The organism is Kitasatospora sp. NPDC089797 (assembly GCF_040684795.1).
Lineage (GTDB): Bacteria > Actinomycetota > Actinomycetes > Streptomycetales > Streptomycetaceae > Kitasatospora.
Genome location: NZ_JBFBGS010000015.1, coordinates 72,031 through 95,034, shown reverse-complemented (window position 1 = coordinate 95,034; position 23,004 = coordinate 72,031). Strand labels below are relative to the sequence as shown.

The 23,004-nt window shown below is 73.6% G+C and carries 22 protein-coding genes; 12 read left to right on the top strand and 10 right to left on the bottom strand.

The window, feature by feature from the left end:
• Window positions 1-99: 99 nt before the first annotated feature.
• On the top strand, window positions 100-435 hold the full coding sequence (locus AB0O91_RS14260; RefSeq protein WP_363431993.1) for a BlaI/MecI/CopY family transcriptional regulator: 336 nt from the start codon (window positions 100-102) through the stop codon (window positions 433-435).
• The gene (locus AB0O91_RS14255; RefSeq protein ID WP_363431830.1) at window positions 432-1,328 is read left to right on the top strand and encodes a M56 family metallopeptidase; all 897 of its coding nucleotides are present in this window, start codon (window positions 432-434) and stop codon (window positions 1,326-1,328) included. The genes AB0O91_RS14260 and AB0O91_RS14255 overlap by 4 nt, the downstream gene beginning before the upstream one ends.
• 77 nt (window positions 1,329-1,405) lie before the next feature.
• Here AB0O91_RS14255 and AB0O91_RS14250 read toward each other — a convergent pair whose 3' ends face one another.
• The 3 genes from AB0O91_RS14250 to AB0O91_RS14240 all read right to left on the bottom strand — a co-directional run bounded on the left by AB0O91_RS14250 (window position 1,406) and on the right by AB0O91_RS14240 (window position 5,108).
• Window positions 1,406-2,425, bottom strand: coding sequence for an acetamidase/formamidase family protein (locus tag AB0O91_RS14250; protein WP_363431828.1), 1,020 nt, complete (start codon window positions 2,423-2,425; stop codon window positions 1,406-1,408).
• Window positions 2,422-3,843 (bottom strand): APC family permease, encoded by a 1,422-nt coding sequence (locus tag AB0O91_RS14245; protein ID WP_363431825.1) that lies wholly within the window; start codon window positions 3,841-3,843, stop codon window positions 2,422-2,424. The genes AB0O91_RS14250 and AB0O91_RS14245 overlap by 4 nt, the downstream gene beginning before the upstream one ends.
• Window positions 3,844-4,034: 191 nt before the next feature.
• Entirely contained in the window at window positions 4,035-5,108 is a 1,074-nt protein-coding gene (locus tag AB0O91_RS14240) for a substrate-binding domain-containing protein (RefSeq protein WP_363431823.1), read from the bottom strand.
• Window positions 5,109-5,213: 105 nt separating this feature from the next.
• Here AB0O91_RS14240 and AB0O91_RS14235 point away from each other — a divergent pair, with 105 nt between their 5' ends.
• On the top strand, window positions 5,214-5,696 hold the full coding sequence (locus AB0O91_RS14235) for a helix-turn-helix domain-containing protein (RefSeq protein ID WP_363431820.1): 483 nt from the start codon (window positions 5,214-5,216) through the stop codon (window positions 5,694-5,696).
• A 104-nt stretch (window positions 5,697-5,800) separates the two neighbouring features.
• On the opposite strand, the gene AB0O91_RS14230 is transcribed toward AB0O91_RS14235, so the two are convergent.
• Window positions 5,801-6,871 (bottom strand): NlpC/P60 family protein, encoded by a 1,071-nt coding sequence (locus AB0O91_RS14230; protein WP_363431818.1) that lies wholly within the window; start codon window positions 6,869-6,871, stop codon window positions 5,801-5,803.
• Between the two features lie 447 nt (window positions 6,872-7,318).
• Between AB0O91_RS14230 and AB0O91_RS14225 the strand changes: the two genes are divergently transcribed.
• From AB0O91_RS14225 to meaB, 3 genes are read left to right on the top strand one after another with little or no spacing between them, the layout of a single operon-like run.
• Window positions 7,319-9,187: a methylmalonyl-CoA mutase family protein gene (locus AB0O91_RS14225; protein WP_363431816.1), complete on the top strand. Its 1,869-nt coding sequence runs from the start codon at window positions 7,319-7,321 to the stop codon at window positions 9,185-9,187.
• Entirely contained in the window at window positions 9,184-11,391 is a 2,208-nt protein-coding gene (gene scpA / locus AB0O91_RS14220; protein ID WP_363431813.1) for a methylmalonyl-CoA mutase, read from the top strand. Before AB0O91_RS14225 ends, scpA begins: the two co-directional genes overlap by 4 nt.
• Before the next feature lie 12 nt (window positions 11,392-11,403).
• Window positions 11,404-12,396, top strand: a complete 993-nt coding sequence (gene meaB / locus AB0O91_RS14215) for a methylmalonyl Co-A mutase-associated GTPase MeaB (RefSeq protein ID WP_363431811.1) — start codon at window positions 11,404-11,406, stop codon at window positions 12,394-12,396.
• 22 nt (window positions 12,397-12,418) lie between these two features.
• Here the strand turns inward: meaB and AB0O91_RS14210 are convergent, their stop codons facing one another.
• Complete coding sequence (locus AB0O91_RS14210; protein WP_363431808.1) at window positions 12,419-12,898, bottom strand: ATP-binding protein; 480 nt, start codon at window positions 12,896-12,898, stop codon at window positions 12,419-12,421.
• A gap of 196 nt (window positions 12,899-13,094) precedes the next feature.
• Here AB0O91_RS14210 and AB0O91_RS14205 point away from each other — a divergent pair, with 196 nt between their 5' ends.
• Window positions 13,095-14,369 (top strand): helix-turn-helix transcriptional regulator, encoded by a 1,275-nt coding sequence (locus AB0O91_RS14205; protein ID WP_363431806.1) that lies wholly within the window; start codon window positions 13,095-13,097, stop codon window positions 14,367-14,369.
• Window positions 14,370-14,380: 11 nt separating this feature from the next.
• Complete coding sequence (locus AB0O91_RS14200) at window positions 14,381-14,854, top strand: hypothetical protein (RefSeq protein WP_363431804.1); 474 nt, start codon at window positions 14,381-14,383, stop codon at window positions 14,852-14,854.
• Window positions 14,855-14,912: 58 nt separating this feature from the next.
• Here AB0O91_RS14200 and pcp read toward each other — a convergent pair whose 3' ends face one another.
• From pcp to AB0O91_RS14185, 3 genes are read right to left on the bottom strand one after another with little or no spacing between them, the layout of a single operon-like run.
• Complete coding sequence (gene pcp / locus AB0O91_RS14195) at window positions 14,913-15,557, bottom strand: pyroglutamyl-peptidase I (RefSeq protein ID WP_363431801.1); 645 nt, start codon at window positions 15,555-15,557, stop codon at window positions 14,913-14,915.
• A 34-nt stretch (window positions 15,558-15,591) separates the two neighbouring features.
• On the bottom strand, window positions 15,592-16,566 hold the full coding sequence (locus AB0O91_RS14190) for a DUF979 domain-containing protein (protein ID WP_363431799.1): 975 nt from the start codon (window positions 16,564-16,566) through the stop codon (window positions 15,592-15,594).
• Window positions 16,563-17,327: a DUF969 domain-containing protein gene (locus tag AB0O91_RS14185; RefSeq protein WP_363431796.1), complete on the bottom strand. Its 765-nt coding sequence runs from the start codon at window positions 17,325-17,327 to the stop codon at window positions 16,563-16,565. The genes AB0O91_RS14190 and AB0O91_RS14185 overlap by 4 nt, the downstream gene beginning before the upstream one ends.
• A 156-nt stretch (window positions 17,328-17,483) precedes the next feature.
• Between AB0O91_RS14185 and AB0O91_RS14180 the strand changes: the two genes are divergently transcribed.
• The 4 genes from AB0O91_RS14180 (at window position 17,484) to AB0O91_RS14165 (ending at window position 20,749) form a co-directional block, all read left to right on the top strand.
• Window positions 17,484-18,188, top strand: coding sequence for a GntR family transcriptional regulator (locus tag AB0O91_RS14180; protein WP_363431794.1), 705 nt, complete (start codon window positions 17,484-17,486; stop codon window positions 18,186-18,188).
• Entirely contained in the window at window positions 18,185-19,093 is a 909-nt protein-coding gene (locus tag AB0O91_RS14175) for a 5-oxoprolinase subunit PxpA (RefSeq protein ID WP_363431792.1), read from the top strand. The genes AB0O91_RS14180 and AB0O91_RS14175 overlap by 4 nt, the downstream gene beginning before the upstream one ends.
• On the top strand, window positions 19,090-19,761 hold the full coding sequence (locus tag AB0O91_RS14170; protein WP_363431789.1) for an allophanate hydrolase subunit 1: 672 nt from the start codon (window positions 19,090-19,092) through the stop codon (window positions 19,759-19,761). The genes AB0O91_RS14175 and AB0O91_RS14170 overlap by 4 nt, the downstream gene beginning before the upstream one ends.
• Before the next feature lie 127 nt (window positions 19,762-19,888).
• Window positions 19,889-20,749 (top strand): biotin-dependent carboxyltransferase family protein, encoded by an 861-nt coding sequence (locus AB0O91_RS14165; protein ID WP_363431787.1) that lies wholly within the window; start codon window positions 19,889-19,891, stop codon window positions 20,747-20,749.
• Between the two features lie 58 nt (window positions 20,750-20,807).
• Here AB0O91_RS14165 and AB0O91_RS14160 read toward each other — a convergent pair whose 3' ends face one another.
• Window positions 20,808-21,851: a glycosyltransferase family 2 protein gene (locus AB0O91_RS14160; protein ID WP_363431784.1), complete on the bottom strand. Its 1,044-nt coding sequence runs from the start codon at window positions 21,849-21,851 to the stop codon at window positions 20,808-20,810.
• Between the two features lie 259 nt (window positions 21,852-22,110).
• A complete protein-coding gene (locus tag AB0O91_RS14155) occupies window positions 22,111-22,713 on the bottom strand; it encodes a superoxide dismutase (protein ID WP_363431782.1) in 603 nt (200 codons plus the stop codon).
• Between the last annotated feature and the right edge of the window lie 291 nt (window positions 22,714-23,004).

Sequence of the window (23,004 nt, the reverse complement as noted above, 5' to 3'; positions counted from 1 at the left end):
CATGGGCCGCGTTCCAGCGGGCGAAGGGCGCCGGCGACCGGTTCGGCGAGGGAGACGAGGGCGGTGCTACGGGGTTTCGGCGATCTCGAGGCCGAGATCATGGACCGGCTCTGGTCCTGGGGCCGACCGGCCACGGTGCGCGAGGTGGTCGACGACCTCCAGCAGCAGCGGGCGGTCGCGTACACCACCGTGACCACCGTCGCCGACATCCTGCACACCAAGGGCTGGCTGCGCCGGGACAAGGTCGGCCGCGCCTGGGTGTACGAACCGACCTGCACCCGGGAGGCGTACACCGCCGAGCTGATGCACCAGGCGCTGGAGACCACCCCCGACCGGGCCGGCGCACTGCTCCGGTTCGTCGACCGGATCAGCGGGGACGAGGCGTCCGCGCTGCTCGCCGCCCTCGAACAGGTGAAGGCCCGGGACGCCGGGTGACGCTCCTGCTGCTCGGCCTCTACCTGGCCGCGACCGGTGTCCTGCTGCCCCGCCGACTGGCCGGTTCCCCCACCCTCCAGGCCCGGCTGCAGGCCCGCCCGGCCCTCGGCGCGGCGCTGTGGCTGGCCCTGATGGCCTCCTTCACCGTCGCCCTGGTGCTCGCCGCCCACCACGCGGTCGAGCCCGCCGCGCACGACCCGGCCGGGCTGATCGGCCTGCTCCCCCACACCGACCGGCCGGGCCCGGTCGTCCCGCACACCCACGACTGGTGGCAGCTGTCCGCCGCCGGGGCGGCGCTCACCGCCGTCCTGGCCGCCGTCGGCGCCCGGGCCCGGCGGGCCCGGCGGCGGCACCGGGCGGTGCTCGACGTGGTCGCCGTACGGGACCGGCGCTGGGGCGCGCTCGTGCTGGAGCACGCCCACCCGACCGTCTACTGCCTGCCCGGGCGGCGCTCCCGGGTGGTGCTGTCGCGCGGGGCGCTACGGCTGCTGGACGAACGGCAGTTGACCGCGGCCGTCGCCCACGAGCACGGGCACATCCGCGGCCGCCACCACCTGTTCCGGCTGCCCGCCGACACCTTCGCACTGCTGCTGGGGCCGCTGCCGCTGGCCCGGCTGGGGCGCTCCGAGGTGGCGCTGCTGCTGGAGATGGCGGCGGACGACGCGGCGCTGGCGGAGGTGTCCCGCAGTGAACTGGCCTCGGCGCTCTGCGCGTTGGCCGGCTCCGGGGCGGCCCCCGGGCACGGCCTGGGGGTCGCCGCCACCGGGGTGCTGGCCCGGGTCCGCCGGCTGGCCCGGCCGGGCGGCGGCCGACGGCGCCAACTGGGCTGGCGGATCGCCGTGTTGACGCTGCCGGTGGCGCCGTACCTGCTGGCCTGCGCACCGCATCCGTAGCGCCCGGGCGGAAGGCCTGGGCCGGTCCGGAAGGCCGGGGCCGGTCCGGGCCGGCCTTCCGCCCGGACCGGCGCGGGCTACCGGTGCCGCAGGTAGGCCGCCGCGGTTCCGCGCAGCCGGTCGTGCAGGCCGTCGTAGGCGCGGGCCCGGCCCAGCACGGACTTCGGCAGCTTGGCGACCATCGTGTAGTTGGTGTCGCAGACGTTCGCCGCCGGGGCCAGCCCGGCCTGGCTGACCAGCTGGTAGGCGTCCAGCTGGTCCAGGCCGAGCAGGCCGCCGGTCCAGCCGACCAGGTCGTGCTGGCTGATCCGGAAGGCGTCCTCCAGTGGGCGGGCCGAGCCGGTGCTGATCAGGTAGTCGTCGTTCTCCAGCCGGGGCCAGGCCGGCCCGGCGCCCTTGACCAGGTCGACGATCACGGTGGTGCGCATCGCCGCCTCCACGGCCGTCCCGCACACCTCCCCCTCGCCCTGGCGGGCGTGGCCGTCGCCGATGGCGAGCAGGCCGCCCTCGACGTTGACGCCGAAGTAGGCCGTGGTGCCGGCCCGCATCTCGGGGGTGTCCAGGTTGCCGCCGTGGGCGCCCGGGGTGATCGAGGCGAGCACCTCGCCGGCCGCCGGGGCGACGCCGACCGTGCCGTGCATCGGGTCGAGCGGCAGGTCGACCGTGAACTCGCCGTGGCGGGCCCGGAACCGGCAGAGGCCGGCCGCGACGTCCAGGTCGTAGACCCAGACCCGCTCCTCCAGCGGCCGGTGCAGCATCGCCGTGGTGTGGGTCGCGGTGAGCGCGCCGAAGTGCGGGAAGGTGCTGGAGATGCCGTGGTCGCGGGCCGGGGTGATCTCCACGAAGTGCACCGCGAGCAGGTCGCCGGGCTCGGCACCGGCCACCGCGATCGGCCCGGTGACCGGGTTGAGGTACGGGAAGACGCACACCTGGCTGGGCAGGTCGCCGGTGCCGCGCACCTTGCCGCCGAAGCAGTCCTCGGTGCTCAGCTCGACGACGGTGCCGGGCCGGACGGTCACCAGCGGGGCCCGGCCGCCGAAGGTGTAGGCGTAGTCCTCGGGGGCCGGGGTCAGCCGGAGGGTCTCGGGCAGGCTCACTTGCTCTCCTCGGGGGTGGTGTCCGCGGTGGACTCGGTCTCGGTGACGGCCAGTCGGGGCCGGCGACCGGTCGCCATCAGCCCGGTCAGCACGACCGCGCCGATCAACAGCCAGACGAAGCCGAGCCGTTGGGCCGCGATGTTGGCGTTGACGACGACGTACGCGAGGATCGCGAAGCCGATCGCCGGGGCGATCAGGTGGCGCCAGTAGTCCCTGCTGCGCTGCCGCACCAGGTAGTGGACGACCACCGCGACGTGCAGCACCAGGAAGGTGGTCAGCGCGCCGAAGTTGACCAGGGTGCTCAGCAGGGTGATGCCGTCCTGGCGCGAGGCCGTGTAGAGGCCGAGGACCAGGGAGATCCCGGCGGTCAGCAGGGTGGCGTTGACCGGCACCCGGCGGGTGGGGTGGATCCTCGCCAGGAAGGCGGGCAACTGGCGGTCGCGGGCCATCGCGTACAGCAGCCGCGAGGTGGCCGCCTGGGCGACCAGGGAGTTGGCGAAGCCCCAGGCCACGGCGGTGGAGGCGGCGGTGAGCGTGGCCAGCCAGCCGCCCGCGGCGGTCCGGGCCGCGTCGTAGAACGCGGTGCCGTCGGGATCGCCGTCCCGGATCAGGGTGTCCGGGTCGGACACCAGCAACGAGGCCACCCAGGTCTGCACGATGAACAGGGTGCCCGCCAGCAGCAGCGCGGCCACCATCGACCGGCCGATCGCCTTGGCCGAATCCCGGTTCTCCTCCGAGAGGGTGGAGATCCCGTCGAAGCCGAGGAAGCTGAGCACGGCGACCGAGACCGCGCCGAAGACCAGGCTCCAGGAGAAGGTGTGGGCGTTGTAGAGCGGCGTGAGGTCGAAGCCCCGGCCCTTGCCCGCGGCGAGGGCGATCACGCCGACCACCACGAACAGGGCCAGCACGACGAGTTCACCGATCAGCATCGCCTTGTTGACCTTGGAGGTGGTCTCGATGCCCAGGTAGTTGACCACCGTGTTGAGCAGCACGAAGCCGATCAGCCAGAGCCAGACCGGCACCGACGGCACCAGCGAGTTCATCGCGACGCCCGCGATCAGGTAGAGCAGGCCCGGCACCAGGACGTAGTCGAGCAGGATCATCCAGCCGGACAGGAAGCCGACCGGGGCCGCGATGCCGCGCCCCGCGTAGGTGTACACCGAGCCGGCCATCGGGAAGGCCCGCGACATCTGGGCGTACGACAGCGCGGTGAACATCATCGCCACCATGCCGAGGACGTACGCCAGGGCGACCATGCCCCCGGAGCCCTGGAAGACGCCGCCGAAGATGCCGAAGGGGGCGATCGGCACCATGAAGACCAGCCCGTAGACGAGCAGGTCGGTGAAGGTCAGCGAGCGGCGGAGTTCCTGTCGGTAGCCGTAGCTCTCGATGCTCCGGGGCGCGGGTGTGTCGGCCATGGTGCTCTCTCTCCGTGACGACCCTGCGGGTGTGTGGGGAGAACGTAGAGGAAAGTATTTCCAGATGGAAGGGTTTTGTCGCGCCGTTCCGCCAGGTGGGCACGGGTGGCGGGTTCGGGCGCCGGATACGGGTGGTGGATGCGGGTGGTGGATACGGGCCGTGGATGCGGATGCCCGGCACGGGCGCCGGGTCAGGGCAGGACGGCGAAGTCGGGACCGTCGGCCCGGGCCAGGTGGACCGGGCGGGCCTCGGCGGCCAGCAGTCGGCCGGCGGCCCGGACCAGCCGGTCCGGGGCCAGGGACCGATGGGCGGCCAGCTCGGCCAGCAGGCGCAGCCCGTCGTGCAGGCCCACCGCGTAGGCGTCCAGCACCGGCGCCCACGGCCCGCACAGCGCCCGGTGCCGCTCGGCGATCCCGCGCCGGCGGTCCTCGTCCAGCGTGGCGAAGGACGGCATCGCGGCGTACAGCAGCCCGGTGTCGTCGCCGCCGAGCGCCAGCAGGCCGTTCTCCTCCAGCGCCCCGGAGAGCCGGACCAGTCGGCGATCCAGTCCGCTGCGGCGCAGCGCCCGGCCGAAGTGCACCTGGTCGCGGCCGATCAGGCTGAGCAGCAGGGCGTCCGCCCGGCTGGCGCGCAGCGCGTCCAGCAGCGGTTCGACCGCCCCCTCGACCGCCCCGAAGGGGACCCGCCGCTCCAGCACCACCCGGGCTCCGGCGCGGGCGACCAGGGCGCCGGCGGCGCGGTGGACGGAGCGCGGCCAGATGTAGTCGTTGCCGACGAACGCCCAGCGTCCGATGCGGTGATGTTCCGTCAGTTCCTGGATGGCCGAGCCGAGTTGGGACAGCGGATCGATGCCCGTGCAGAGCACCCCGGGCAGCCGGGAGCCGCCCTCGTGCGGCGGGGTGTAGACGTACGCGGTGCGGCCGGAAGCGACCGCCTCGACCGCCCGGTGCACATCGCTGGTGTGGCAGCCGGCCAGCGCGTCCACCGCACCCGCGGCCAGCAGCGGCCGCACCTCGGCGGCGACCCGCTCCGGGGTGCCGCCGCCGTCCACCAGCACCAGTTCCATCGGCCGGCCGAGCACACCGCCCGCCGCGTTCACCTCGTGCGCGGCCAGCAGGGCGCCGTCCAGCGCGGACGGCCCGGTCAGGCCCAGCGGGCCGGACTGCGGCACGACGAGGCCCACCCGGAACGCCGCTCCCTCCCCGCCGTCCCGCGCGGAGTGCAGTGCTTCGAGCGGATCGATCAGTACGGCCTCGACGCTCACCCGTGCGAGTATCGTCGTGATGTCGGTCCCGGGAAAGGGCCTCGTGGACGAGGCTCGGGCGGAGCCCGGGACGGGCTCCGGAACGGACCGGAGGGGGAGGAACGGATGGCTTCGAGCGACGCCGCACCGACCGCAGCACCGACCGGCACACCGGCCGGAGCACCGCGGGCCGCCGACACCGCCCCGGGGCCGCTGCTGGTCGAACTGGTCGCGCTGGCCCACCGCCGGCTGTCCTCCGGCCTGGCCGCCACCCTGGCCGAGGAGGGCTGCACCGTCGACCAGTGGCGGGTGCTGCGCGCCCTCGCCGACGGCGCGGGCCACCCGATGGGCGAACTGGCCCAGACCCTGCTGATCCCGCAGGCGAGCCTCAGCCGGCTCGTCGACCAACTGGCCGACCACGGCTGGGTCCACCGGCGCCAGGGCGACCAGGACCGCCGCCGGATCAGCGCCCACCTCTCCCGTCAGGGCCGCACCCGGCTGCGCCGGCTGGACGCCCTGGCCGCCGCCCACGACGCCGCCGTCCGGCGGGAGTGCGGCCTCGCCGACCCGGCGCGGGCCCTCGCCCTGGAACGGCTGGCCGGGGGCTGACCCCCGGCCCGGTCCGCCGCGGCCCGACGCCGTCCGGCCGGAGACGGCTGCGCACAGACAGCCACGCGCAGACGGCCAGAGGCAACACGGCTACGGGCAGACGGCTACGGGCGGACGGCACCCATGTAGGGCATCGCGGAGATCGGCAGGACCTCGACGTTCTTGCCGGTGCGCGGAGCGTGGATCATCTTCCCGTCGCCGATGTAGATCCCGACGTGGTGGATGTCGTTGTAGAAGAACACCAGGTCACCGGCCTGGAGGGCGTCGCGGGAGATCCGCGGGCCGTCGTTCCACTGGTCCTGGGACATCCGGGACAGCTTGACCCCGGCCGAGCGGTAGGCCGCGCCGGTGAGGCCGGAGCAGTCGAAGCTGCTCGGGCCGGTGGCGCCCCAGCCGTACGGCTTGCCGAGCTGGGCGTAGGCGAACTGGACGATCGCGGCGGCCCGGCCGCTGGCCGGCGGGGCCGGGGTGCCGAGGTCCGTCCGGGCCGCGCCGCGGGAGGCGCGGTCGGCCTCGGCCGCCTGCCGGGCCTCGGCCTTGGCCTTCTCGGCGGACTGCTGGGCGTTGACCTTGGCGCGGTCCTCGGCGCTGAGCTTGTTGAGCGTGGCCTGGGCCTGGGCGAGCTTGGCCTGGATCTGCTGCTTCCTGGCCGTCAGTTCGGTGCCCACCGAGTCGAGCTGGGCGAGCGTGGCGGTGGCCTCGGCGCGGTCCTGGTCGAGCCTGCGCTGCTCCTCCTGGGCCTGCTTGAGCAGGGCCGACTGGCTGTCGGCGACCTGGTTCTGCGCCGCGGCGCGCTCCAGGTAGCCGGCCGGGTCGGAGTCGAGCATCAGCCGGACCGAGGGGTCGATGCCGCCGTTGCGGTACTGGTCGGCGGCGACGGCGCCGAGCCGGGTGCGCAGCTCGTTCATCGCCTCCTGACCGCGGGCGACCTTCTCCTGGATCCGGTTGGCCTCGCCCTGGAGCTTCTGCTGCTTGTCCTGGAAGCCGTTGAACTGCTCGATGGACTGCTCGGCCTCCTCGTTGAGCTTGTCCACCTGCTCCTTGACCGAGGCCAGGTTCGGGGCCGGCTCGGCGTGGGCGGTACCGGCGGCGAGCACCGCGCCGCCGGCCATCGCCGTGGTGAGGACCGCCATGCGGGCCCGGCTCGGGGGGCTGGGCTTGCGGCGCTTTCCCATCGGGGTGGGCTCTCCTTCGGGGGACGGGCGGGGGGCCTTCGGTGACGCCGGTGACGCTCTTCGCCGGTACCCGGGGAACGGTCGGGGGACGCACGCACGTTCACCGGGGCACCCCCGGGCGCCCGTGGACGCCGGGCACCCACGGGCACGTCCGGGCACGCGAGAGGGCGCGGGAGGACACGAAGGGTCGTCGAAGACGGGCGGAGCCGTACGGGGGATGCCGTCCCCACCCGTCTTCTTCGAAGTAACTTAATAGATGAGGGCCGGGGTTCCGCAATCCCCCTGATCCGGGCACTCTTGCGGACACTCCCGGACACCCGGTCGGCCACCCGCGGCACTCCCCGCCGGACGGAGTGCGCGGCCGGTGCCAAAAACACGCCAAATCGAGAACAAGGTCACACGCGACGCCCCTCCTGTCGCCATGCGAACGAGCGCTAACCTGCGGACATGAAGGTCCCGCCCGAAGGGCTCCCCCTCGCCGCCGAGTTCCCGGCCGCGCACCGTGGGCAGTGGCAGCAGCTCGTCGAGGGCGTGCTGCGCAAGTCCGGTGCCCAGCCCGAGGACGGCGCCGCCGCCGAGCAGGCACTCACCACCGCACTCCCGGACGGGCTGCGCGCCCGCCCGCTGTACACCGCCGAGGACACCGCCGTCGAGCCCGGCTACCCCGGCTTCCCGCCGTTCGTCCGCGGCGCCCGGCCGCAGGGCTCCGCCGTCGCCGGGTGGGACGTCCGCCAGCGGCACGCCGACCCGGACGCCCGGCGCGTCAACGAGGCCGCCCTGGCCGACCTGGAGCACGGGGTGACCTCGCTCTGGCTGGAACTCGGCGGTGCGGGCCTGCCGGTCGCCGCACTGCCCGAGGCGCTCGCCGGGGTGTACCTGGACCTGGCCGCGGTGGCACTCGACGCGGGACCCGAATTCACCGCAGCGGCCGAGCAGTTGTTCAGGCTCTACGAGGAGCGCGAGGTCTCCCCCGGCTCCGCCGCCGGGAACCTCGGCGCCGACCCGCTGGGCCTCCAGGCCCGGACCGGCTCCGCCGCCGGGACGGACGCCCTGCTCGCCGCGGCCGCCGCGCTGGCCGCCCGCTGCGCCGCCGGGTACCCGAACCTCAGGGCCCTCACCGTGGACGCCCTGCCGTACCACGAGGCGGGCGCCTCCCCGGCCCAGGAGCTGGGCTGCGCCCTGGCCACCGGCGTCGCCTACCTGCGTGCGCTGACCGCCGCCGGCCTGTCCGTGGACGCCGCGCTCGGCCAGCTGGAGTTCCGCTTCGCCGCGGACGCCGACCAGTTCCTCAGCATCGCCAAGTTCCGTGCCGCGCGCCGTCTCTGGGCCCGCGTCGCGGAGGTCTCCGGCGCCGGCGCGGAGGCCTCCGCGCAGCGCCAGCACGCCGTCACCTCCCCGGTGATGATGACCGCCCGCGACCCGTGGGTGAACATGCTGCGCACCACCGTCGCCTGCCTCGCCGCCGGGGTCGGCGGCGCCGACTCCGTCACCGTGCTGCCCTTCGACAGTGCGCTCGGCCGGCCCGACGCCTTCGCCCGCCGGATCGCCCGCAACACCCAGGCGATCCTGCTGGAGGAGTCCCACCTAGCCCGGGTGATCGACCCGGCCGGCGGCTCCTGGTACGTCGAGCAGCTGGGCGAGGAGCTGGCGCAGGCCGCGTGGGCCTGGTTCCAGGAGATCGAGCGGGCCGGCGGCCAGCAGGCCGCGCTGGCCTCCGGACTGGTCGGCGAGCGGATCGCCGCGACCTGGGCCGAGCGCTCCGTGAAGCTCGCCAAGCGGCGCGAACCGGTCACCGGCGTCAGCGAGTTCCCGCACCTGGACGAGCAGCCGCTGGTCCGCGAGCCGGCCCCGGCCGAGCGCACCGGCGGCCTGCCGCGGGTGCGCCGCGCCGAGGCGTACGAGGCGCTGCGGGACCGCTCGGACGCCTTCCTCGCCGCCACCGGCGCCCGGCCGAAGCTGTTCCTGGCCTCGATCGGCGGCGCCTCCGCGTACACCGCGCGCACCACCTTCGCCGCCAACCTGTTCCAGGCCGGCGGCATCGCGACCACCGCCCTGGAAGGCGTCGATCCGGCGGCGTTCGCCGAGGCGTTCCGGGCCTCCGGGGCGACCGTCGCGTGCCTGTGCTCCAGCGACGCGCTGTACGGCGAGCACGCCGCCGCCGTCGCCGAGGCGCTGAAGGCGGCCGGCGCCCGACGGGTGCTGCTGGCCGGCCGGCTCGCCGAACCGCCCGCCGGGGTGGACGAGTTCATCCACGCGGGCGGGAACGCGGTCACCGTCCTCACCTCCCTGCTGGACCTCATTGGAGTGGCGCGATGATCCCCGACTTCACCGGCATCGGGCTGGACGGCGGCGACGCCCGCCCGGACGTCACCGACGAGCAGTGGCAGGCCGCCTGGCGCCGGTCCACCGGCAAGGACGCCGACGAGCTGGTCTGGGACACCCCCGAGGGCATCGCCGTCAAGCCGCTGTACACCGCGGCCGACCTGGCCGGCCTGGACTTCCTGGAGACCTACCCCGGCATCGCCCCGTACCTGCGCGGGCCGTACCCGACCATGTACGTCAACCAGCCGTGGACCGTCCGCCAGTACGCCGGCTTCTCCACCGCCGAGGAGTCCAACGCCTTCTACCGCCGCAACCTGGCGGCCGGCCAGAAGGGCCTCTCCGTCGCCTTCGACCTGCCGACCCACCGCGGCTACGACAGCGACCACCCGCGGGTCACCGGCGACGTCGGCATGGCGGGCGTCGCCATCGACTCGATCTACGACATGCGCCAGCTCTTCGACGGCATCCCGCTGGACCGGATGTCGGTGTCGATGACCATGAACGGCGCCGTGCTCCCGGTGCTCGCGCTGTACATCGTCGCGGCCGAGGAGCAGGGCGTGCCGCCGGAGAAGCTCGCCGGGACCATCCAGAACGACATCCTCAAGGAGTTCATGGTCCGCAACACCTACATCTACCCGCCGCAGCCGTCGATGCGGATCATCTCGGACATCTTCGCGTACACCTCGCAGAAGATGCCCCGGTACAACTCGATCTCCATCTCCGGCTACCACATCCAGGAAGCCGGTGCGACGGCCGACCTGGAGCTGGCCTACACCCTGGCCGACGGGGTGGAGTACCTGCGCGCGGGCCTGGACGTGGGGCTGGACGTGGACGCCTTCGCGCCCCGGCTGTCGTTCTTCTGGGCGATCGGGATGAACTTCTTCATGGAGGTCGCCAAGCTGCGCGCGGCCCGGCTGCTGTGGGCCAAGCTGGTCAGGCAGTTCGACCCGAAGAACGCCAAGTCCCTCTCGCTGCGCACCCATTCGCAGACCTCGGGCTGGTCGCTGACCGCCCAGGACGTGTTCAACAACGTGACCAGGACGTGCGTGGAGGCGATGGCCGCCACCCAGGGCCACACCCAGTCGCTGCACACCAACGCGCTCGACGAGGCGCTGGCCCTGCCGACGGACTTCTCCGCCCGGATCGCCCGCAACACCCAGCTGCTGCTCCAGCAGGAGTCCGGCACCTGCCGGGTGATCGACCCCTGGGGCGGCTCGGCGTACGTCGAGAAGCTGACCCAGGACCTCGCCACCCGGGCCTGGCAGCACATCCAGGAGGTCGAGGCGGCCGGCGGCATGGCCCAGGCGATCGACGCGGGCATCCCCAAGATGCGCGTCGAGGAGGCCGCCGCCCGCACCCAGGCCCGGATCGACTCCGGCCGCCAGCCGGTGATCGGCGTCAACAAGTACCGGGTCGAGAACGACGAGCAGATCGACGTCCTCAAGGTCGACAACTCCTCGGTGCGGGCCCGGCAGCTGGAGAAGCTCCGGCGGCTGCGCGAGGAGCGCGACGAGGCCGCCTGCCAGGACGCGCTGAACGCGCTGACCCGGGCCGCCGAGGCCGGCCCGCAGCGCGGCGGCTCGCTGGACGGCAACCTGCTGCACCTGGCCGTCAACGCGGCCCGGGCCAAGGCCACCGTCGGCGAGATCTCGGACGCGCTGGAGAAGGTGTACGGCCGCCACTCCGGCCAGATCCGTACCATCTCCGGTGTGTACCGAGACGAAGCGGGCCCGTCGGCGTCCCTCCAGCGCACCCGCGACCTGGTCGAGCGGTTCGAACTGGCCGAGGGCCGCCGACCCCGCATCCTGGTCGCCAAGATGGGCCAGGACGGCCACGACCGCGGCCAGAAGGTGATCGCCACCGCCTTCGCCGACCTCGGCTTCACGGTCGACGTCGGCCCGCTGTTCCAGACCCCGGCCGAGGTGGCCCGCCAGGCCGTCGAGGCGGACGTCCACATCGTGGGCGTCTCCTCGCTGGCCGCCGGACACCTGACCCTGGTGCCCGCGCTGCGCGCGGAGCTCGCGGCGGCGGGGCGGGAGGACATCACCATCGTGGTGGGCGGGGTGATCCCGCCGCAGGACTTCGACGCCCTGTACGAGGCGGGCGCGGCGGCGGTGTTCCCGCCCGGGACGGTCATCCCGGACGCGGCGTACGACCTGCTGACGTCCTTGGCGGCCGATCTCGGCCACGAGCTGTGATCGCCTGATCGCATGCCTCCTCGGACGATCGACCTCGACAGCTACGTGACGGGTGTCCTCGACGGCTCGCGCGCCTGGATCGCGCGCGCCGTCACCCTCGTCGAATCCAGCCGGTCCGACCACCGGGTGCTCGCCCAGCAACTGCTGCAACGGCTGCTGCCGCACGCGGGCGGGGCGGTCCGGGTCGGCATCACGGGCGTGCCCGGTGTCGGCAAGTCGACTTTCATCGACACCTTCGGGAGCATGCTCACCGGCACGGGGCACCGGGTCGCCGTGCTCGCCGTCGACCCGACGTCCACCCGGACCGGCGGGTCCATCCTGGGCGACAAGACCCGGATGGAGCGGCTGGCCGTCGACCCGGCGGCGTTCGTCCGGCCGTCGCCCACCTCGGGGACGCTGGGCGGGGTCGCCAAGGCCACCCGGGAGTCCATGGTGGTGATGGAGGCGGCGGGCTATGACGTGGTGCTGATCGAGACGGTGGGGGTGGGCCAGTCGGAGACGGCCGTGGCGGGGATGGTGGACACCTTCCTGCTGCTCAGCCTGGCCCGGACCGGCGACCAGCTCCAGGGCATCAAGAAGGGCGTGCTGGAGCTGGCGGACGTCATCGCCGTCAACAAGGCGGACGGCCCGCACGAGCGGGACGCCAAGGCGGCGGCACGTGAACTCGCGGGCGCGCTCAGGCTGTTGCAGCCGCCGGACGCGGCCTGGACGCCGCCGGTGCTGACCTGCAGCGGGCGGGACGGGGCCGGGCTGGACGTCCTGTGGGAGCGGCTGCAGCAGCACCGCAAGGTGCTGGACGCGACGGGCGCACTGGCGGCCAAGCGGCGGGAGCAGCAGGTCGAGTGGACCTGGGCGATGGTCCACGACCAGTTGTACGCGCGGCTGCACGAGGACCCGGAAGTGCGGAGGCTGAGCGGAGAGTTGGAGGCCCAGGTGCGGGCGGGCACGCTGCCGGCGGGGCTGGCCGCGCAGCGGATCCTGGACAGCTTCTTCGGCCCGTCCTGAGCGGGGGCCGCCGTGAGCGCCACTACGCCACCTCGTAGAGCGAGTTGAGACTCTGCGCCGTGCCCCACCCGTGCGTGGGGCACGGCGCTTCGGCGTTCTCCGGGTACTCGAACCACACCACCTTGCCGACCGGCGCCTGGTCCCACCCCCAGGCGTGTGCCAGTGCCTCCACCAGCACCAGGCCTCGCCCGGTGGTCGATTCGGCGTCGCACTCCCGCTGCGGCAGCCCCGGACAACGATCGGCGACCTCCACCCGCACCCGCCCCCCGACCCGCCGGACCGTCACGACACACCGGCCCCCCGCGTGGAGCAGTGCATTCGCGATGAGTTCGCTCGCACACAACTCCACCTCCTGGAAACCGTCTTCGGTCAGCGGCACGCCCCACTCCCGCAGAATCGCCACGACCAGCCGACGCGCCCCCGGCACGGCGTCCGCCCCCGGCGGCACGCCCCACTCCAACGGAACCGGAAAGCGGGCGTTACTCAGCGGACTGATCACCATGGAGTCCCTCCAAGCCGACCGGGCACGTCACTGCCCGCGCGAAGCCGTGTGTCCGGCGCCTCGGCGGGCACCGAGCCGCCGGACACACAGGCAACTTCTTACGGACAGTCAACAATCCGTCACGGCCGTGAGAGCATTGATCATGCGCCGCCCGCATACAGGTATGCGGGCGGCGCTTAGGAGTGCGTCCGTTGGCATGACGGAGCTCGTAGCGTTGGGTGGGCCGTTGAACTGGAATTCGGCAGCGGTCAGGGAGGCGTCCCGGACCGGAAACTACGGCAGGGTCATCGAGCTGACGCGAATCCATCGCCGCATGACGCAGACGCAGTTGGGGGAAGCCTGCGGTCTGTCGCAATCGGCGATCTCGCGCCTGGAGAAGCGGGGCATCGGCTCGTACGCCATGGATGTACTGCTACAGGCATCTCAGAACCTGGGCATCCCGGGCCCGCTGCTCGGCTTGGCCGAGTCCGCGGCACAGGCACGAATCGAGACCGAGAGCGTGGAGCGACGTCAATTCCTGGGAGCCGCAGCAGCACTCGCGCTGTCCCCGGCACTCGGCGCCGTCGGCGCCCCCACCGATGAAGCCGAACAGCAGGCTGCCGCTCTCCGCCTTGCCACGGCCTCCTATCGCCGGCTGGACGGATCGACACCCTCCCGAGACCTCGCCGATGCGGCCCGCTCTCATCTCCGGCTGATCCAAGGCCTGGTCGGAGCGGCGCCGAGCGCCGGACATCGCGTCGGGCTCGCCGCCGTCGCGAGCGAGGCGGCGAGCCTGAATGCATGGCTGGCATGGGACATGGGCGACCACGGATCTGCCCGATCGTTCTACGGGGCTGCCGTCAAGGCCGCACGATCAGGCGGAAACGCGCTCCTGATGGCCTACCAGCTCGGAAGTCTCGCCCAGTTCGAGGCACACACCGGCAACGGGGTACAGGCGATCAGCCTTTCGAAGCGAGCTCGTGGCGTCCTACGGCCCGGGCCACCTGCCGTCGCCGAGGCATGGCTGTCATCCGTGGAAGCCCTCGGCCATGCGGCGGCCGGCGACCACCGGAGCGCCGACCACGCGTTGACCCGGAGCCGAACAGCAGCTCTGCCCGGTGCTGCGGACGAGTCACCACCGTGGCCATGGGTGTTCGGCTTCGATGAGACCAAGGTCGCGAGCGTCCGAGTGACCTGCGGCGCGAAGCTCGGGCTGTCCGCCTGGGTCACGGACCATACGGGCCCCGCCCTCTCCACCGGTCATACGAAGCAGCGAGCACTTCTGATGCTGGACATCGCGGCAGGACATCTGGCTGCAGGACGGATCGAGGCAGCCTTCGCATTGGCGATGCAAGCCCTGGAGATCGGAATCCGCTACCGCTCGGGACGAGTCATCGAGCGGAGCCGAGCACTTCGGCGGTCATTCGCCACTTCTTCACCGCCCAAGGTCGTGCGGGACTTCGACGAGCGGATGCACGACGTCTATCTCTAGGAGGGAATCCGATGCGGATCGGGATCACGGGGCACCGGGGGCTGTCGGCCGAGATGGAGGAGCAGGTCCGACAGCTGCTCGGGTCCTCGCTCGCGAGCGAGGACCCGAGCACCCTCACCATCGTGTCGTGCATCGCGGACGGGCCGGACACCTGGATCGCCGAGATCGCACTGGCACAGGGAGCGCAACTCGAGGTCGTCATTCCTGCGGACCGGTACAGGGCCGGGCTCCCGGAGTGGCATCACCCCGCCTACGACCGGCTGTTGGAGTCCGCCACCGCGGTCCACCGCACCGGGTGCACCGAGTCCGACGAAGCGGCCCACATGGCGGGGAGCGAGATACTCGTCCGGCGCGCCGACAAGCTGCTCGCCGTCTGGGACGGCCTGCCCGCCCGGGGCTACGGCGGGACGGCGGACGTGGTCGCGTATGCGCGGCAGCGAGGCGTGCCGGTCGAGGTGTTGTGGCCCCGGGGGGCGCGCCGCTGAACCGGCCCGTGCCGGGCCGCCGCCCTCCCGGGGGCGGCGGCGGGCTGCTTCTGCGGCGTCAGTGCGTCGCGCCTTCCGGGACGCGGAGGTCGGCGGTGCGGGTCGCGGCGGCGGTCAGCAGGGCGCGGACGGCGTGGGCGACCGAGTCGGCCGGCAGGGAGGGGCGGGACCCGTCGAGGACCTGCTCGGGCAGGGCCGGGATGTGGACGAACCCGCCCCGCACGGTGGGGTGTTCGGTGGCGAGCAGGTGCATCAGGGCGTAGAAGACGTGGTTGCAGACGAAGGTCCCGGCGGTGTGCGAGAGGGAGGCGGGGACGCCCGCCTCGCGGACGGCGGCCACGCAGGCCTTGACCGGCAGGGTGGCGAAGTACCCGGCGGGGCCGCCGGGGACGACCGGCACGTCGACCGGCTGCCGGCCGGCGTTGTCGGGGATGCGGGCGTCGTCGACGTTGACGGCGATCCGCTCGACGGTGACGTCCGGTCGCCCGGCCGCCTGGCCGAGGCACACGACCAGGTCCGGGGCGCACTCCGCGACGGCCGCGCGCAGTTCCTCGGCCGCCCGGCCGAAGACGCAGCCCAGCCGGACGGCGGTGACCAGCAGCCCCTCGGGCGGCTGGTCGGCGACCAGCCGGGCGACCTCCCAGGACGGGTTGACGTCGGCGCCGTCGAACGGTTCGAAGCCGGTGAGCAGGACCCTGGTCATGAGGCGGCCTTTCCGAGGTGGGGAGGGGTGCGGATCAGAACGCGAAGAGCGACATGATGACGATGTTGCACGCCAACAGCGCTCCGGCCGTGGGCAGTTGGGCCTTGATGGGACCGTACTGGTCCTTGAGTTCGAGCAGCGCCGCCGGGACGAGGTTGAAGTTGGCCGCCATCGGGGTGACCAGCGTGCCGCAGAAACCGGCCAGCATGCCCACCGCCAGCACCACCCCGGGGCTGCCGTGCAGCTGGGTGACCAGGATCGGCCAGCCGATCGCGGCGGTCATCACCGGGAAGGCGGCGAAGGCGTTGCCCATGATGATCGTGAACAGCGCCATGCCCAGGCAGTAGACGGCCACCGCCGCGTACTTGCTGCCGTCCGGGAGGAAGTGGGTGGTGATCCGGCCGATCTGGGTGCCGACGCCCGCACTCTGGAAGATCGAGCCCAGCACGGCGAGGAGTTGGGGCAGCAGCAGCGCCCAGCCCATCGCCTCCAGCAGTCCGCGGCCGGAGCGCAGCGCGGCCACCGGGTTGCGTTCGCGGGTGAGCAGCAGCGCCAGCCCCAGGGCGACGAGCGTGCCGATCCCGAGGCCGAGCAGCGTCTCGCTGCCGGTCTGCAGCAGCGGCAGCCGGGCGCCGCCGAGGTGCACGCCCTTGAGCAGGGTTCCGCAGGCCAGTGCGACCAGCGGGAGCGCCAGCGCCGGGATGAACAGCCGGCCGCCCAGGCGGGCGGCGGAGGCGGCCCGCTGCTCCGGGGCGGCGCCGGTGGGGGTGCCGCGGCCGGTGAAGCCGAAGCCGGCCAGGCCGATCATCACCAGGACGGCGACGCCCAGTGGTGCGGCGGGCGCGCTCTTGTCGGCGACCCAGCTGCCGTAGACGAAGCTCGCGCCGAGCAGTCCCCAGAAGGCGGCGCTGCCGTACCGCCGGGGGTTGCCGCGGTCCATCGCCATCTGCGCGGCCGAGGCCAGGAAGATGGCTCCGACCAGCCAGTACAGCCACTCGACCTTGATCACTTGCTCGACTCCTCGATGCGGACGGCGGCGCCGGCGGCGTCGCCGGTGGCGGTGGCAGTGGCGGTGGCGTCACCGGCACCGGTGGCGCTGGTCGCGGACTGGTCCCGGGCGAGGGTGCGGTCCAGGCGCAGCAGCCGGGCGCCGTGGATGAGGGTGGCGCAGACGGCGGTGGGGACGGCCCAGAGCGCGAGCTGCACCGGCTCCAGGTCGGTGTGGTAGGTCGCGTTGACGAACCCGGTGATCAGCAGGATCGAGCCGACGGCGAGGAAGCAGTCCTCGCCGAAGAACAGGCCGATGTTGTCGGCACTGGCCGCGAAGGAGCGCAGGCGTTCGCGGGCCTTGTCGGTCAGGGTGCCGTGGCGGCGCTCGGCGGCGGCCTCCGCCATCGGCACCACCATCGGGCGCACGGCCTGGGCCGGTCCGCCGAGGCCGGTGAGACCGAAGGCGGCGGTGAGCTGGCGCACCACCAGGTAGGACGCGAGGACGCGTCCGGCGCTGGCCCGGGCGAGCCTGTTCATCATCGTGCGGGCCTGCTCCTGGAGGCCGTGGCGCTCCAGCAGGCCGATCACCGGCAGGGTGACCGCGATGACGGTCACCGAGCGGCTGGAGGCGAAGCCGGTGCCGAAGGCGTCCAGGACCTTCAGCGGGCTCATCCCGCCCAGCAGTCCGGTGAGGACGCCGGCGGCGCCGACGACGAGGAGCGGATTGCGCCGGGTGGCGAACCCGGCCACCACGACGAGGATGCCGACAAGAACGATCATGTTCCTGGCCGCCTTTCAGAGGGCCTCCGCCCGACGGGTGGCTGTCCGGCCGACACGGGTGGAGGAGGCCGCGGCTGGGTGGGCCGCGACCCTGCGGGGGTTGCCGAGAGGCTAGGGGATTGTGGAACAATCCGACAAGAGTTCAGGAGGTGGAACGTGACCGGGATCTTCGACGCGCTCGCGGCCGACCGGGGTCGGCTCGAACGCGCCAGCGCCGCCCAACGCGTGGCCGAGGTGCTGCGCGAGCACATCACCGAGGGCCGGCTCGCGCCGGGCACCCGGCTCTCCGAGGAGGCGCTCGGCGAGGCGCTCACCGTCTCGCGCAACACCCTCCGCGAGGCGTTCCGCCTGCTGGCCGACCAGCGGCTGGTCGTGCACGAGCTCAACCGCGGCGTGTTCGTCCGGATCCTCGACCCCTCCGACGTCGCCGACATCTACACCCTGCGCCTCGCCCTGGAGACGGCCGGGGTGCGCGCCCTGCACAGCGCCGCGCCCGAGCGGCTGGCCGCCGTACGGGCCGCGCTGGACCGGGCCGAGGCCGCCGAGGCGGTCGGCGACTGGATCACCGTCGGCACCGCCGACCTGCACTTCCACCAGGCCGTCGCCGGGATCGCCGGCAGCCCGCGGATCGACGAGTGCATGGCCCGCCTGATGGCCGAACTGCGGCTGGCCTTCGCCGCCGTGCCGTCCGCGCGCGGGCTGCACGCGCCGTTCCTGCGGCGCAACCAGACCCTCACCGGGCTGCTGGAGTCCGGCGCGATCGACGACGCCGAGGTGGAGCTGACCAGCTACCTGAACGACGCCCGCGCGGTGATCGTCCGCGCGATGACGGGCGGCGCGACGACGGGCGGCGCGCGATGACGCCGACCGGGCCCGGACGGCCCGGGACGACGCCGGCCGACGGCCCGTCCCCCGCGACGGCCCCGGCCGACGACGGCTCCCCCGCCACGCCCGGGCCCGGAGACGGGCCACACCCGGCCGCGTCGCCCGCGCCCGCGCCCGTCCCGGTGGTCGACCTCAACGCCGACCTCGGCGAGGGCTTCGGACGCTGGACACTCACCGACGACGACGCCCTGCTCTCGGCGGTCACCAGCGCCAACGTCGCCTGCGGCTTCCACGCCGGGGACCCGAGCACCATGCGGCGGGTGTGCGAGCTGGCCGCGGAACGGGGCGTGCGGATCGGCGCCCAGGTCTCCTACCGGGACCTGGCCGGCTTCGGCCGGCGCGCCATGGACCTCCCGCCCGACGAGCTCGCCGACGAAGTCGCCTACCAGATCGGGGCGTTGCAGGTCTTCGCGCGGGCGGCCGGGGCGCACGTGGCCTACGTGAAGCCGCACGGCGCGCTGTACAACCGGACGGTGCACGACGAGGAGCAGGCGGCCGCGGTGGTCCGGGGCGTCCGGCTGGCCGAGCCGGCCTCGGCCCTGCCCGTCCTCGGGCTGCCCGGCTCCCGGCTGCACGAGGCGGCCGGGCGGGCCGGACTGCCGGTGGTCGCCGAGGCCTTCGCCGACCGCGCCTACACCCCGCAGGGCACGCTGGTGTCCCGCCGCGAACCCGATGCGGTGGTCCACGACCCCGACACCGTGGTGCACCGCGCGGTCGCCATCGCCCGGGACGGCGAGGTCACCGCCCGCGACGGCGGGCGGCTCCGGCTGCGGGCCCGCTCGCTGTGCGTGCACGGCGACACCCCGGGGGCCGCGGACCTCGCCCGACGGGTCCGAACCGCCCTGTGGACGGCCGGAGTTCGCGTCGAGGCGTTCGCATGAGCGCCGGAGCGGGCGGCAGACGGACCGCGCGGGGGGCCGGCCGGCCGCACCTGCGGGTCCTGCAGGTCGGCCCGGACGCGCTGCTGGTCGAACTCGACGGCGCCGACGAGGCGATCGCCTTCCACGCCGAACTCCAGCGCCGCCGTGCGGTGTCCGGCTTCCCGTCCGTCACCGAGGTCGTGCCCGCCGAACGCACCGTGCTGCTCGACGGCGTGGCCGACCCCGACGCCCTGGCCGCCGACCTGCCCGGCTGGCGGGTACCGCCGCTGCGGACGACCGGCGAGGAGCGGGTGACCGTCCCGGTGCGCTACGACGGCGCCGACGTCGCGGAGGTCGCCGCGCTGTGGGGCGTCGCCGAGCGGGAGGTCGCGCGGATCCACTCCGCGACCGAGTTCCGGGTCGCGTTCAGCGGCTTCGCGCCCGGCTTCGGCTACCTGACCGGCCTGCCCGAGCGCTACCGGGTGCCCCGGCGGGCCGTGCCGCGCCCGGCCGTGCCGCCCGGCGCCATCGCCCTGGCCGGCCGCTACACCGGCGCCTATCCGCGCTCCTCCCCCGGCGGCTGGCAGCTGATCGGGCACACTGACGCCGTGCTGTGGGACCCGTCCCGCGAACCCGCCGCGCTCTTCACCCCGGGGACCCGGGTCCGGTTCGTGATCGAGGACGCATGACCGGGACGCCCCGCACCGGGGCGGCAGAACGCTGGGCGACCCGCACGGGAGACGCAGGACGCGGGCGGACGCGCCCGGGGCGAGCGTGCCCCGGGCAGCACGGGCGAGCGAACGTGGCGGAGGAAGCATGACCGTGACCGTGATCAGCGCAGGCCTGCTGACGACCGTCCAGGACCTCGGCCGCCCCGGGCACGCGCACCTGGGCGTGCCGCGTTCCGGCGCGCTCGACCAGCCCGCGCACCGGCTGGCCAACCGCCTGGTCGGCAACCCCGCGACGGCGGCCACCCTGGAGACCACCGTGCTCGGCTGCGCGCTGCGGGCGGACCGGGCGGTGACCGTCGCCGTGGCCGGCGCGCCGTGCGCCGTACGGGTGAACGGACGGCCCGCCGCCTGGGGCGCCCCGGTGCGACTGCCCGCCGGGGCCGTGCTGGAGGTGGGCCCGGCCACCCGGGGCGTGCGCAGCTACCTCGCCTTCGCGGGCGGGGTCGCCGCCGAACCGGTGCTCGGCAGCCGCTCGACCGATCTGCTGTCGGGGCTCGGCCCCGCCCCGCTGGCGCCCGGGGACGCGCTGCCGCTCGGCGAGCCGGTCGGCCCGGCCGCCGGGGCGGACGTGGTGCCGGTGCCCGCGCCGCCCGAACCGCTGCTGCTGCCCGTGCTGTTCGGGCCGCGCGACGACTGGTTCAGCGCCGGCTCGCCCGCCGTCCTGACCGGTTCGGACTACCGCGTCTCCCCCACCAGCAACCGGATCGGCCTGCGCCTGGAGGGCCCGCCGCTGGAACGCGCCAGGGACGGTGAACTCCCCAGCGAGGGAATGGTGTTGGGGGCGATCCAGGTCCCGCCGGACGGGCGCCCGGTGGTCTTCCTCGCCGACCACCCCACCACCGGCGGCTACCCCGTCATCGGGGTCGTGCCGGCCGCCGCGCTCCCCGCCGCTGCCCAGGCCGTCCCGGGCACCCCGGTCCGCTTCACGCCGGCCCGCCGCAGATAGCGGGGCGGCGGACGGCCGACACCTGGCAGGGCGGGGGCGGCGGTGGCGGCGGCCGGGCTCAGCCGCGGCGGACGGCCTGGGCGGCCTGCCGGGTGCGCCGGACGGCCCGGTGGACGCGCTGGACGGCGATGAAGCGGTTCATCGCGTCGGTCAGGGTGAGCCGGTACTTGAGCCGGAGCTGGGCGTTGAGGCCGCCGATCCGGTCCGGGCCGATGGCGTGCAGCAGCCGGCTGACGTGCCGCTGGTAGACCTCCCAGTAGTTGCGGTCGCCGTCCGGGATCGACCAGAAGAACATCGGGATCTCCTCGGTCAGGCAGTTCCGGTCGTAGGCGCGCAGGTACTGCTCGGTGAACAGCGGCTCCGGCCGGGCGAGCAGCCAGGCCCGGACGAGTTCCATCGAGCGGACCCGGTCGATCAGGCCGCGCGGGTCGGTCTTCTTCTGGGTGATGGACAGGGCGCCGTCCTCGCGCACCCGCCAGTGGTAGATCGGCTCGTCGAGGACGTCGACCCGGGCGGCGAGGAAGTGGTGGGGGACGCTGACCGGGGCGTCCTCGTACAGGATGCCCTCGGGGTACAGGATGCCCGCGCCGTCGAAGAAGGAGCGCCGGTAGACCTTGTTCCAGGCGGTGCGGTCGGTGACCAGGGCGGGGGTCTCGCTGATGTGGGTGCGCAGCCGGGTCTCGCGGAACGCGCGGCGGTGGGCGTGCGAGGGGGTCAGGCCGGTGGTGCGCAGGCGCATCGCGTTGCCGGTGACGAAGTCGGAGCCGGTCTCGTCGAGCGTGCTGATCATCAGCTGGTAGGCGTGCGACGGCAGGGTGTCGTCACTGTCGACGAAGGTCAGGTACTCCGTGCCGGGCGCGAGGTGGCGCCAGCCGGTGTTGCGGGCGGCGCCGAGGCCCTTGTTCTCCTGCTGGACCAGCCGGAAGCGGGGGTCGGCGGCGGCGTAGGCCTTGGCGATGACGGGGCCGTCGTCGGTCGAGCCGTCGTCGACCATGACGCACTCGAAGTCCTCGAAGGTCTGTGCCGCGATCGAGTCCAGACACTCCCGGAGGTAGCGCTCGACGTTGTAGATCGGGACGACGACGGACAGTCGGGGGGCCATCGGACGGCCTTTCGCTCAGGAGCGGACGGGCCGGTCGGCCGGGAGGCCGCCGACCGCCGGTGACCGGCGGTGCTCTGAGCGTAGCGATCGGGTGCCCGTCCCGGGCGAACAACGGGTAGCGGCAAGCCTTCGGTTCAGTGTGACCGGTGTGCCCGGTGCGCCCGGGGTCGACGCCCGGGACGGGGCGGGCACGGCGGCGGAGCAGGGGGAAGGCCCCGGACCGCCCGACCGGTCCGGGGCCTTCCTGCTCGGCCGGGCCTCAGGCGCTCTTGGCAGCGGCGAAGCGGGAGGAGACGTCCTGCCAGTTGACGACGTCCCACAGACGGGTGACGTAGTCCGGACGGACGTTGCGGTACTGCAGGTAGTACGCGTGCTCCCAGGCGTCGAAGGCGAGCAGCGGCGTGGTGCCCTGGCCGACGTTGCCGTGGTGGTCGTAGACCTGCTCGACGATCAGGCGCTTGCCGAGCGGCTCCCAGGAGAGGATGCCCCAGCCGGAGCCCTGGACGCCGGTGGTGGCGTTGGTGAGCTGCTTCTTGAAGGCCTCGAAGCTGCCGAAGTGCTCGGTGATGGCGTCGGCCAGCTCGCCCTCGGGGCGCTCGCCGCCCTCCGGGGAGAGGTTCTGCCAGAACAGCGAGTGCAGCACGTGGCCGGAGAGGTGGAAGGCGAAGGTCTTCTGCAGGCCGACCAGACCGCCGAACTGCTCCTTGTCGCGCGCCTCGGCGAGCTGCTCCAGGGTGTCGTTCGCGCCCTTGACGTAGGCGGCGTGGTGCTTGGAGTGGTGCAGCTCCAGGATCTCGGCGGACATCGCCCGCTCGAGCGCGGAGTAGTCGTACGGAAGGTCGGGAAGCGAGTAGGCGCCCATGGTGGGACACGGCCCTTTCGACGATGGTGATGATCGTGCCGGGACAACACTATTGCGTACGGCTTGCAGGAACGAAGCATGGGCTCCTGCTTATTCCCGGACGTCCCGGCGGGCACACCGCCCACTCCCGTGCACCCTGACCCCGCCTGACCACCGCTGCCACAACCGCACCGTGACGGGAAGTCCGCTCCGGGGGCTTCCTTTACCTGAATGAGTGTGCCATTTTACATGTCACACATCAGGCTCCGTCCGTGCGCCCCGACCGCACGGCCCCCTCACGGTCCCGGAGGC

Bases quoted from the DNA above. Each gene is read 5' to 3' on its own strand.
- AB0O91_RS14260 (WP_363431993.1), top strand. From the start codon at position 100: ATGGACCGGCTCTGGTCCTGGGGCCGACCGGCCACGGTGCGCGAGGTG.
- AB0O91_RS14245 (WP_363431825.1), bottom strand. From the start codon at position 3,843: ATGGCCGACACACCCGCGCCCCGGAGCATCGAGAGCTACGGCTACCGA.
- AB0O91_RS14235 (WP_363431820.1), top strand. From the start codon at position 5,214: ATGGCTTCGAGCGACGCCGCACCGACCGCAGCACCGACCGGCACACCG.
- AB0O91_RS14230 (WP_363431818.1), bottom strand. From the start codon at position 6,871: ATGGGAAAGCGCCGCAAGCCCAGCCCCCCGAGCCGGGCCCGCATGGCG.
- AB0O91_RS14225 (WP_363431816.1), top strand. From the start codon at position 7,319: ATGAAGGTCCCGCCCGAAGGGCTCCCCCTCGCCGCCGAGTTCCCGGCC.
- scpA (WP_363431813.1), top strand. From the start codon at position 9,184: ATGATCCCCGACTTCACCGGCATCGGGCTGGACGGCGGCGACGCCCGC.
- meaB (WP_363431811.1), top strand. From the start codon at position 11,404: ATGCCTCCTCGGACGATCGACCTCGACAGCTACGTGACGGGTGTCCTC.
- AB0O91_RS14210 (WP_363431808.1), bottom strand. From the start codon at position 12,898: ATGGTGATCAGTCCGCTGAGTAACGCCCGCTTTCCGGTTCCGTTGGAG.
- AB0O91_RS14205 (WP_363431806.1), top strand. From the start codon at position 13,095: ATGACGGAGCTCGTAGCGTTGGGTGGGCCGTTGAACTGGAATTCGGCA.
- AB0O91_RS14200 (WP_363431804.1), top strand. From the start codon at position 14,381: ATGCGGATCGGGATCACGGGGCACCGGGGGCTGTCGGCCGAGATGGAG.
- pcp (WP_363431801.1), bottom strand. From the start codon at position 15,557: ATGACCAGGGTCCTGCTCACCGGCTTCGAACCGTTCGACGGCGCCGAC.
- AB0O91_RS14185 (WP_363431796.1), bottom strand. From the start codon at position 17,327: ATGATCGTTCTTGTCGGCATCCTCGTCGTGGTGGCCGGGTTCGCCACC.
- AB0O91_RS14175 (WP_363431792.1), top strand. From the start codon at position 18,185: ATGACGCCGACCGGGCCCGGACGGCCCGGGACGACGCCGGCCGACGGC.
- AB0O91_RS14170 (WP_363431789.1), top strand. From the start codon at position 19,090: ATGAGCGCCGGAGCGGGCGGCAGACGGACCGCGCGGGGGGCCGGCCGG.
- AB0O91_RS14165 (WP_363431787.1), top strand. From the start codon at position 19,889: ATGACCGTGACCGTGATCAGCGCAGGCCTGCTGACGACCGTCCAGGAC.
- AB0O91_RS14160 (WP_363431784.1), bottom strand. From the start codon at position 21,851: ATGGCCCCCCGACTGTCCGTCGTCGTCCCGATCTACAACGTCGAGCGC.
- AB0O91_RS14155 (WP_363431782.1), bottom strand. From the start codon at position 22,713: ATGGGCGCCTACTCGCTTCCCGACCTTCCGTACGACTACTCCGCGCTC.